7 protein-coding genes and 1 tRNA gene are annotated in these 9,383 nt (G+C 35.7%); 5 read left to right on the forward strand and 3 right to left on the reverse strand.

The window, feature by feature from the left end:
* Positions 1 to 4,614, reverse strand: a 4,614-nt coding sequence (locus tag WBG07_RS17745; RefSeq protein ID WP_340203249.1) for an amino acid adenylation domain-containing protein, incomplete at its 3' end; no start/stop codon positions are given.
* A gap of 982 nt (positions 4,615 to 5,596) precedes the next feature.
* Here WBG07_RS17745 and WBG07_RS17750 point away from each other — a divergent pair.
* The 5 genes from WBG07_RS17750 to WBG07_RS17770 all read left to right on the forward strand — a co-directional run bounded on the left by WBG07_RS17750 (position 5,597) and on the right by WBG07_RS17770 (position 7,789).
* Positions 5,597 to 5,746: a hypothetical protein gene (locus tag WBG07_RS17750; protein WP_340203251.1), complete on the forward strand. Its 150-nt coding sequence runs from the start codon at positions 5,597 to 5,599 to the stop codon at positions 5,744 to 5,746.
* Between the two features lie 19 nt (positions 5,747 to 5,765).
* Entirely contained in the window at positions 5,766 to 6,113 is a 348-nt protein-coding gene (locus tag WBG07_RS17755; protein ID WP_340203253.1) for a single-stranded DNA-binding protein, read from the forward strand.
* An 80-nt stretch (positions 6,114 to 6,193) separates the two neighbouring features.
* Entirely contained in the window at positions 6,194 to 6,673 is a 480-nt protein-coding gene (locus WBG07_RS17760; RefSeq protein WP_340203256.1) for a JAB domain-containing protein, read from the forward strand.
* Positions 6,654 to 6,851 (forward strand): hypothetical protein, encoded by a 198-nt coding sequence (locus WBG07_RS17765; protein ID WP_340203258.1) that lies wholly within the window; start codon positions 6,654 to 6,656, stop codon positions 6,849 to 6,851. Before WBG07_RS17760 ends, WBG07_RS17765 begins: the two co-directional genes overlap by 20 nt.
* A 374-nt stretch (positions 6,852 to 7,225) precedes the next feature.
* Positions 7,226 to 7,789: a BfmA/BtgA family mobilization protein gene (locus WBG07_RS17770; RefSeq protein WP_340203260.1), complete on the forward strand. Its 564-nt coding sequence runs from the start codon at positions 7,226 to 7,228 to the stop codon at positions 7,787 to 7,789.
* Positions 7,790 to 7,821: 32 nt separating this feature from the next.
* Here the strand turns inward: WBG07_RS17770 and WBG07_RS17775 are convergent, their stop codons facing one another.
* Both WBG07_RS17775 and WBG07_RS17780 read right to left on the reverse strand, forming a co-directional pair.
* Positions 7,822 to 9,036 (reverse strand): site-specific integrase, encoded by a 1,215-nt coding sequence (locus WBG07_RS17775; protein ID WP_340203262.1) that lies wholly within the window; start codon positions 9,034 to 9,036, stop codon positions 7,822 to 7,824.
* A gap of 223 nt (positions 9,037 to 9,259) precedes the next feature.
* A tRNA-Arg gene (locus WBG07_RS17780) sits at positions 9,260 to 9,333 on the reverse strand.
* Between the last annotated feature and the right edge of the window lie 50 nt (positions 9,334 to 9,383).

A 9,383-nucleotide genomic window follows, 5' to 3' on the forward strand; every position in this document is an offset into this window, starting at 1 on the left:
GTTGGATTGTTGATCTAGCTGTTGGTAACTTAGTTGAGTGTTTTCAAAAACGACTGCTATATTCTCGGGTGTTTTTTGTACCTGTTGTTCAAAGAGATCTACCAGCGTTTTGTTTTTGGGATAGGAAACCTGAGTATCATTAAATACCTCCAATAAAAGGTGGTTTTCCTCTTCAGGTAAGAACCCTAGTTGGTTTATGGGTTGGTTTATATCATTCACAATACTAACCAACAATTCCCTGTAATGCACTATCATTCGCTCGATAGTTGTTTTATGATATAAGTCAGTACAGTACTCCATGGTTAATGAAATACCGTTATCTTGTTCTACAGCGTTTAATGTGATATCATACTTAGATGTTGTATTTGTAAACTCATACTGTGATAGCTTTAGGTTTCCTAAAGACAGGTCTTTTTCTTTAGATAGGTCTGGTGTGTTCTGTAATACAAACATTACCTGAAACAAAGCAGAAGTACTCATGTCTCTTGTATCTACGACCCTTTCTACTACTTTTTCAAAAGGTGCGAGTTGATGGTCATAACTCTGTAGGGTAGTTTCTTTTACTTGAGCGAGTAGTTCGCTGAAGCCTATATTTCCACTCAAGTCACTGCGTAGGGTCAAAGTATTGACAAAGAACCCTATCATGCCTTCTAACTCTGTTTGTGTACGGTTGGCAATAGGGGTTCCTACACAAATATCAGTTTGACCACTATACCTAAATAGCAATACCTTAAAGGCAGCTAATAGGAACATAAAGGGTGTAACGTCCTCAGCTCTGCATAATCCCTTTATAGAATCACTTAGTTCTTTATCTAATGACAAAGAAATGCTTGCTCCCGAAGTACTCTGTATAGCCGGACGTGGATAATCGGTAGGTAATGCTAGGATAGAACTCCCTTTGAGTTTGTCCTGCCAATAGGCTAATTGGTTTTCTAAAATGTCTCCTTCCAGATAGGTTCTTTGCCAAATGGCATAGTCGGCATATTGTAAAGTTAACAGAGGTAACTTCGGGTTTCTGCCTTCTTCTATGGCATTATAGACCTCTAGGAGTTCACGAATCCATATACTATTGGACCATCCGTCACTTGCTATATGATGGAATACACAAGCCAGCACATAGTTTTGATTTTCCATTTCATACAAACAGACTCTGAGCTTATAATCGATTGATAAATCAAAAGGCGCATCTAGATAAGCATCCAACAAGGAATCTAAGGAATCCTTATGAGCGATTAGAGCATGCTCCATATCCCAGTTATCTTCACTGATAATTTGTTGGTATCCGACCCCATTTTCTGAATGAATCAAAGTACGTAAGACTTCATGTCTGGATATAATACTTTTAAGGGCTTTTTCTAAAGCAAAGATGTTTAAGGATCCTTTTAGTTGAATCACCATTGGAATATGGTATGCGAGACTCCCTTCGAGTTGATCTAAGAACCACAGTCTTTCCTGACTAAAGGATAAAGGGATATTCTTAGGACGGTCTTCAGCTACCATAGCTGGTAATAAGGTACCTGCTGTCTGCTCCGAAATAAGACCTTCCAAAGATGCGATTGTTTTATGAGCAAAGACGTCTTTAATAGTTATCTCCATATCGAGTTGTTTCCGAATCATGGAGACGAGTCTTGTTGCTAGTAGGCTATGTCCACCTAGTTCAAAGAAGTTGTCGTGTACACCTACCTTATCGATACCTAGTAACTCTTGCCAGATGGCAACGAGCGTTTGTTCGGTTTGATTTCTGGGCGGGACATATTCTCGGTTAGACAACAGGGAAGTATCTGGATCTGGCAGTGCTTTTTTGTCAAGTTTTCCACTAGAGTTTAAAGGCATAGATTCTAACTCAACCCATATAGTGGGTACCATGTATTCAGGTAGGCTTTGTTTTAAGGTATCCTGAATTATTTTTTTATCGATGGTTTCTCCCATAACAAGATACCCTACTAAGCGTTTGTTCCCTTTTGCATCTTCTTTAGCCAATACACAAGAGGCGGATACGCCTTTGATCTTAGTTAAAGCAGTCTCAATCCCTCCTAGTTCGATACGGTATCCTCGAATCTTGACTTGATCATCGATTCTTCCTATGAATTCTATATTTCCATCTGGCAGCCATCTGGCGAGATCGCCTGTTTTATAGATGCGTTCACCTTCAACAAAAGGATTCTCTATAAACTTTTCTTGGGTGAGTTTTTCATTGTTCAGGTAGCCACGTGCGACACCTGCGCCACTGATACAGAGTTCACCGACTACTCCTATGGGCACTAACTCTTGCTGTTCACTAAGAATATAAATTTGGGTGTTGGCGATAGGAGAGCCGATAGGCACACTGTCCACGATAGTTCCATTAAAAGTTGTAGCACAAATACTGGTCTCTGTAGGACCATAGGCATTGATGTAATGGTAATGCTCTGCAAATGTTTTGGCTAATTCTAAAGGTATAGGCTCTCCTGCGGTAACTAAAGTGTGAAGACTTTTTAAATCTTTAACCGATAATAGTTGTAAGAAGGCAGGGGGTAAGGTGGCAATAGTAATATGGTTATTTGCTATAAAATTTTTAAAAGAAAAGGTGTCCGATTTAGATTTTTCTGTTATAATACACAATCTACTACCACTTATAAGGGCTGTAAAAATCTCTGAAACAGAAGCATCAAATGCAGGATTTGCAAACTGTAAACAATGATCTGCATTAGTAATAGAGAAAGCAGGGATTTGTGCTAAAATTGTATTGACAATACTTTGATGCTCTACCATGACCCCTTTGGGTTTTCCAGTACTTCCTGAAGTATATATGACATAGGCTAGATTTTCAGGATAGGCTATTCTATGTAGAGGATCTATAGTTTCTTTTTGAATATCTTTCAGATGTTTACCATCCAAAAGCACCATACTCATGTCATCAATTGTTTCTAAATTTTGATAAGAATTTTTAGAAGTTAATACCAAGTCAACTTCTGAATCTTGAATCATATAGTTGATTCGCTCGATAGGATATTCTGGATCAATTGGGAGATATGCAGCTCCTGCTTTTAGGATACCTAGGATGCCTACGATCATTTCTAGAGAACGTTCTAGGCATATGGCTATGAGATCTTCTTGTTTAACTTGATTTTTCAACAAATAACGAGCCAATTGGTTGGATTGTTGATCTAATTCTTTATAGCTTACCTGGATATCTTGAAAAACGACTGCTATATTCTCGGGTGTTTTTTGTACCTGTTCCTGAAAAAGATCTACTAATGTTTTGTCTTTGAGATAGTCTACCGCAGTATCATTGAAGGTATTCAACAATTGATATGTTTCTTCTAGAGGAAGAATAGCTATATCTTTGACAGGCTTGTCTAAACTATATTGAAACTGTCGTATAATAAAAAAGAGTCTTTTGACAATCCTTTCTACTTCAGCATGGTCAAAATATTTCTGCTGATAGTCAACATTTAACTCCATTGAAGAATTTTTACCCCTATAACACCACCATATATTTAAAGGAACTTCGGTGTCTAAAGTACTTGTTAGGAGTTTGGATTCACTACTAAAACCCGAAGACAATGATTTTGGAAAAGGAATGGCTAAATAGTTTATAATAATATCAAAAACATGTAATCGATTTTCTGATAATAGTTTGAGATACCTGTTTAAATGTGAAATAGGGTATGATCGATGTCTATAATCATTACGCTGTGTTTTTCTTATATCCGAAATAAATTCAGATAAAGGTTGCTCTGGAATGTATTCTCCCTTAAAAGGAAGTATCCCTGAAAACATACCTAAAGTTTTTCTATCCGCTCTAGTTCCTCTATTATGAATGGGAATTCCAAAGCTAAAATCTTTTTCATTGGTTGTTTTTCCTAAATATAGTAGTAATGCCGCGATGGTCAATTGCGCTACATTTGCTTTTGTTTGATGGGTTAGACGATCAAATAACTCGCCGTCTGATTCGGTAATAAGACATGAAAACTTACCTACACCTGTTTTATTTTGTTTTTTATAAACCACTAATGGATTAGGAACCGAACTGTATTTTTCTTTCCAATACATTGCATCTTTAGCATATTGTTCCGATTGCATATAATCAAGACTGTTCCTTATAGCCTCGTAGTAAGAAGGAAATATCTCAATTGGTTTTTGATTTCCTTCTAACTGTTGTTCGTATTCATTTAATAGAAAATCAATGATTATGGAAAAACCTATACCGTCTGTCATTAAATGATGAAAACATTTGAAGAACCAGTATTCATTTTCAGCTATTTTAATAAGAACGAATACATATAATTTTTCCTGTGATAGATCAAATGCATTATTAAATTGGTCTTGCATCCAACTCTTTGCTTTTTTTCTTGGATCAGATTCTAAAGAAAAATCTAATTCGTCAACTAAAACTTTTTCAGGCTTATCTTTAAAGTAGCAGAGAGGTTCCTCTCCGGAAAAATCAAACCTTATATGAAAAGAATCAAATGTAAAAGACAAATCCTCAATGATACCTTTGAATAAGATTGGATTAAAGATGCCTTTCAAAATAGTGAAACCACCGATATTGTATAGTGGACTCTTGGGATTCATAAATTGTCCGTAATAGACTTCTTGCTGGGCTAAATGCAATTTCGTTTTTGACTTCATTCTGGATATCTAAAATTTATTAGATCTATATTGTTTAATTCAAAATTTTATAAAAAGGGATGTGTCAAATCATAGTTGACAGCTATTCATTTTCTGCTTGCTATTAAAGCATAGATGTTACTTTGAAAAAGCACAGATCGTTAAATGACTTTAATAATTTGCAGTATAGCTCATTACAAACAAGCTAATTTTTCAATATTCTAGGAGGTATTTAGTTTATAAGGATGAAATTCAATCTAAAGTCATAAGAGTGTTCGGGATTGGACATCTATGAGCACTTAAAACTAAGTATTCAAATGTAGTAAAAGGATTAAATAAAATGAAAGAATTAAGTTGTAAAAAAGAACAATAATTCTCTTTTTTTGTTATATTTTTCTTTTAGAGGGCAAAATCACCTATAGTTGTTAGAATGTTTTTTGAGAAGACACAGATCTATATTGAAATAAACGATACAGTCCTACCTCAAATTTTATTTTAAAGAAAAACCTAATGTTGAAACATGAAAAAAAGACGAAAAAGATCATAAAAACTTCAGGTAACAACCCCAAATCCTTACCAAAACTAACTGCGCTGGAACCTGTCCGATTTTTGTAGTGTTCCGGTAGATAAACGTAAATCAAAAATCGGATAGGGCGCATGCACTGCTTTTTATTTGAAGTAAGATGTCTGTAGTTTAATAAGGCCAACCAAAACAAAGATTCTTAGTTAGTGGGTACTTTCACTTCAAAGAACGGTACTACTCTTCCACAGTCGTCTTTCACCCACTTCCTAAACCGCCACCGATTCCCTTTTATTTGTTAGCAAAAAAACAACATATGGGGGCAGCCAACGGCATAAAGCCAGGGGCACTCCGCCGCCCTTTGGGCAGGCTCCGTTCCCTCTTATTTATACGTCTTACTGCCCCCAGACCTTGTAAATAATAACAGCAACAAAAAAAGGTAACAGCGTCGGCTCTAAAGGAAGTAAATCAAAACCGAAATCCATGAAATCTTATCATCTTTCGATAAACTCAGGACAAGTCTCTAAAAATGAAGCGAAAGCACCGTTAAAAAAACAAAAAAGAGAAAACGCTCTGGATAAAATAAGTAAATCAATTTTTAAAGCCTTTATACAGGCATCAAATAAAGTTTAACCATTTAATATTTAACATCATGAGTACCTTAAAAAACAAAGTACAGTTAATCGGAAACGTGGGGCAAACCCCAGAAATGACCACCTTAGAAAGTGGAAAAAAAGTAGTACGCTTTTCCTTGGCAACCAATGAATACTATAAAAATGCCCTAGGAGAAAAACAACAGCAAACCGACTGGCACAATCTGGTAGCCTGGGGTAAAACCGCCGAAGTGATTCATACCTACGCCACCAAAGGCAAAGAAATGGCTGTGGAAGGCAAACTAGCCTCCCGCAGCTACGAAACCAAAGAAGGCGAAAAACGCTATATCACCGAAGTGATTGTAAACGAAGTATTGCTCATGGGCAACAAAACCCAAGACCAATAAACTAATCTAAAAATTTAAGAGGGCGCACCGTTCAAAGTTAACGCCCTCTTTTTTCATTATTCACCTATAAAAGTAAAACAATGAGAGCTAAAGTTAATGAAATATCCATACGCTACCACCAAAAAATAAAAAATGATGTCCGTCTAAAACTAAATAGTTCCCTAGCAGCAGCGGCATTTCTAAGAAAAATATGGAATCAAGACACCATAGGCATCAATGAAACCTTTGTTATTGTCATGCTTAACAATGCCAACTATGTAAACGGATTTTATACCCTAAGTCAAGGCGGGATTACCGGAACTTTGGTAGATATCCGGCTACTCTTCGCCATCGTTTTAAAATCACTATCCACCAGTATCATCTTAGCCCATAATCACCCTAGCGGTACTCTAAAACCCAGTGAAAGCGATAAAGAACTCACCAAAAAAGTAACCGCAGCCGCCAAGCTTTTTGATATCTCCGTACTAGATCATATTATTCTAACACCAGAAAATGGCTATTTCAGTTTTTCAGATGAATCCCTAATAACACACAACCAAAATGATTTATTTAAACTATAACCATCTGGACAGTGAAACACAACAACAATTGTTACAGCATTCACAAAAAGACCTAGAAACCCAATACGGGAACGAGCTAAAAGCATACGCCCAAAAGCACCACCTTAATTACAAAGAACTTTTGGAAGCAGAAGCCCAACGGAATTTATACAATTACCAATTTATATTTCAGCTATAAACATTCATAAAACAGGAACACCAATAAAAAGGATAACCCACTAAGTTGTCCTTTTTTTTTATGCCATCATCAATAAATCAAAAACAACAATACACAATTCCTAAAACTCAGCTCACCACCTTCTTAAAATTCTACAGAAACCCTAATTAAAAACACAAGAGCGATATCTTATGATATCGGTATGAGATTTTGCCCCTGCGGGGAAAATCGGAATAGCAAGAGGGTAATGCGCTAAAGCGACATTACGAGTTAAGTTTAAGATTTAAAACATTGAAAATCATTTAGTTAATTAAATAAAGTGCATAAGACAAAATCAATTTTTTATCTAAAAAAGCCATAAAGCTCTTATAAACACTAGCAAATTTTATCTAAAAATGAATAAAAAAGGAAAATATCAGTACAATTACAAATCCCTCTTATTAGAAGGAGAAACCGTCCATTTGTTCCGTAAATTTTGCAAGCAATTACAGCAAAAACAATCCCATGTATTACATGAGATGATCCACTTTTTTCAATGGCATGGGATTTCCCCCTTAGACCGATTCGGTCCGCAGCTGCAATGCGAAGAAGAAAAAACCAGAAAACGTATAGATGCCGTCATCGCCATTATCAAAGACATTGAAAAAAGCCAGACCAAACCCACCACCGCCATGCTGCAATCCCTGTTTCAAGGACTAGTTACTACACCTGCACAACAAACCGAAGCAGAACAACAACCCATAAATCCAAGAAAATCAATGCCCGATCCAGAAGACTACATTCCTAAAATTCAATATGACCGCCTTCAGGAAGAAAAAGAATACTACCAAAAAGAACTCCAAAAACTGCTAGAAAAAGTAGTCACCGTCAAACCCACCTTAGGAAGCCCCTACCTCAAACTCCAATTATCGCAAGGCGAACTCATCCGTATTCAAAGAACCCTAAAAACCATTAAATAAAGCTAAATTGTTCTGAACTTTTTTCTTGTTTCTCAAAGATATTTCGCCTTCACTTTATCCATATCTTCTTTCAACTTAGTATCTATAACCTTAGCATAAATTTGAGTTGTTTTTAATGATTGATGTCCTAGCATCTTACTTACAGATTCAATAGGCACTCCATTAGCAAGCGTTACTGTAGTAGCGAATGTATGTCTTGATAGATGAAATGTTAGCTTCTTATTAATTCTGCATATGATGGCTATCTCTTTGAGATAGGCATTCAGTTTTTGGTTACTTATCACAGGTAAAAGAAGTTTGTTTTTACTACTATTTTTATTATAGTCATATTTGTACAATATGGCTTCAGCATGCGGTAAAAGCGGTATATTGCTTCTGGTTTTTGTTTTGGTTCTGATAGTTTTTATCCACTTATGATTATTTATATCCATGACTATATGATCTGATGATAATTTTTTAACATCTGCATATGACAAACCTGTAAAGCAACAAAACAGAAATATATCTTTTACATTATCTAGGCGTTCAATCTCAAATGTTTTGTCTATCAGATGTTGCAATTCAAGTTCTGTTAGTGCCTGTCTTTCTACCGCTTTCCAATTAGCTTTCCAGTTAAAGAAGGGGTCTTTAGCAATCCAGTCATTAGCATAGGCAATACGAACGATCTTTTTGAAATTAACTATATACTTGGTGATTGTATTTTGAGTTGCTTTAATAGAGGTTTTAAGAAAATGTTCAAATCGTTTAATGAAATAAAGATCTACCTGTTTAATGGGCATATCCTCAAAACCATATTCCTTTTGCATAAACGCTTTTAAATGCTTTGCAGTTCTGCAATGCCGCCAATAAGCACCTTCGGAATACTCTTCCCTTTGGACTAATTCAAATATTTCTTGATTATGACTTTCATATAATACCGAAATCATTTTTAATTGAGCTTTTCTACCATCAAGCTCGTCTCTTATAGATTCTGGTGTAAAAAAAGCTCCTTCATCTTTTAGTTGCTCATATACTCTAAAGGCTTTTACTTCCAATTCATTCAAATACCGATTAATATCAATCCCTACGTTATTAGTAGCTTTAGCCTTTCCTGATCTGGAATTCCATTGAGACGATTTTATTTTTCGCTTAGTACTCATTTCGGCTCTTTCACCATCTATGGTAATTCTAAGATAGATTAAACATCTCCCCAATTTATCTGGCTTATTTTGCCGGATGTAAAACAATGTTGCAAACGAATTATTCATTTCTATAGATTTAAGATTAATATTAAAAATCAGAAAATGGTAATTCGATGAATATCAATTTTTTAACTGTGTTCTGGTGAGCTTTTTTTCAAATTCGCAATAGTTCACCGAATAGCTCACCAGAATAGCTGCATTTATTTGACATCAAAAAGAAGTAGAAAAACAAAAAAGTCTGATAATCAGAAGATTAACAGACTTTTTAAATTCAAATAAGAGCTTTTAGTGACCTCGACAGGATTCAAACCTGTAACCTTCTGAGCCGTAATCAGATGCGCTATTCAGTTGCGCCACGAGGCCAATTTTTACAGCATTTACCTTCTGAGCCGTAATCAGATGCGCATTCTCCC

The sequence above is a fragment of the Ascidiimonas meishanensis genome, from assembly GCF_037782385.1.
In the GTDB taxonomy this organism is placed as follows: Bacteria; Bacteroidota; Bacteroidia; order Flavobacteriales; family Flavobacteriaceae; genus Ascidiimonas; species Ascidiimonas meishanensis.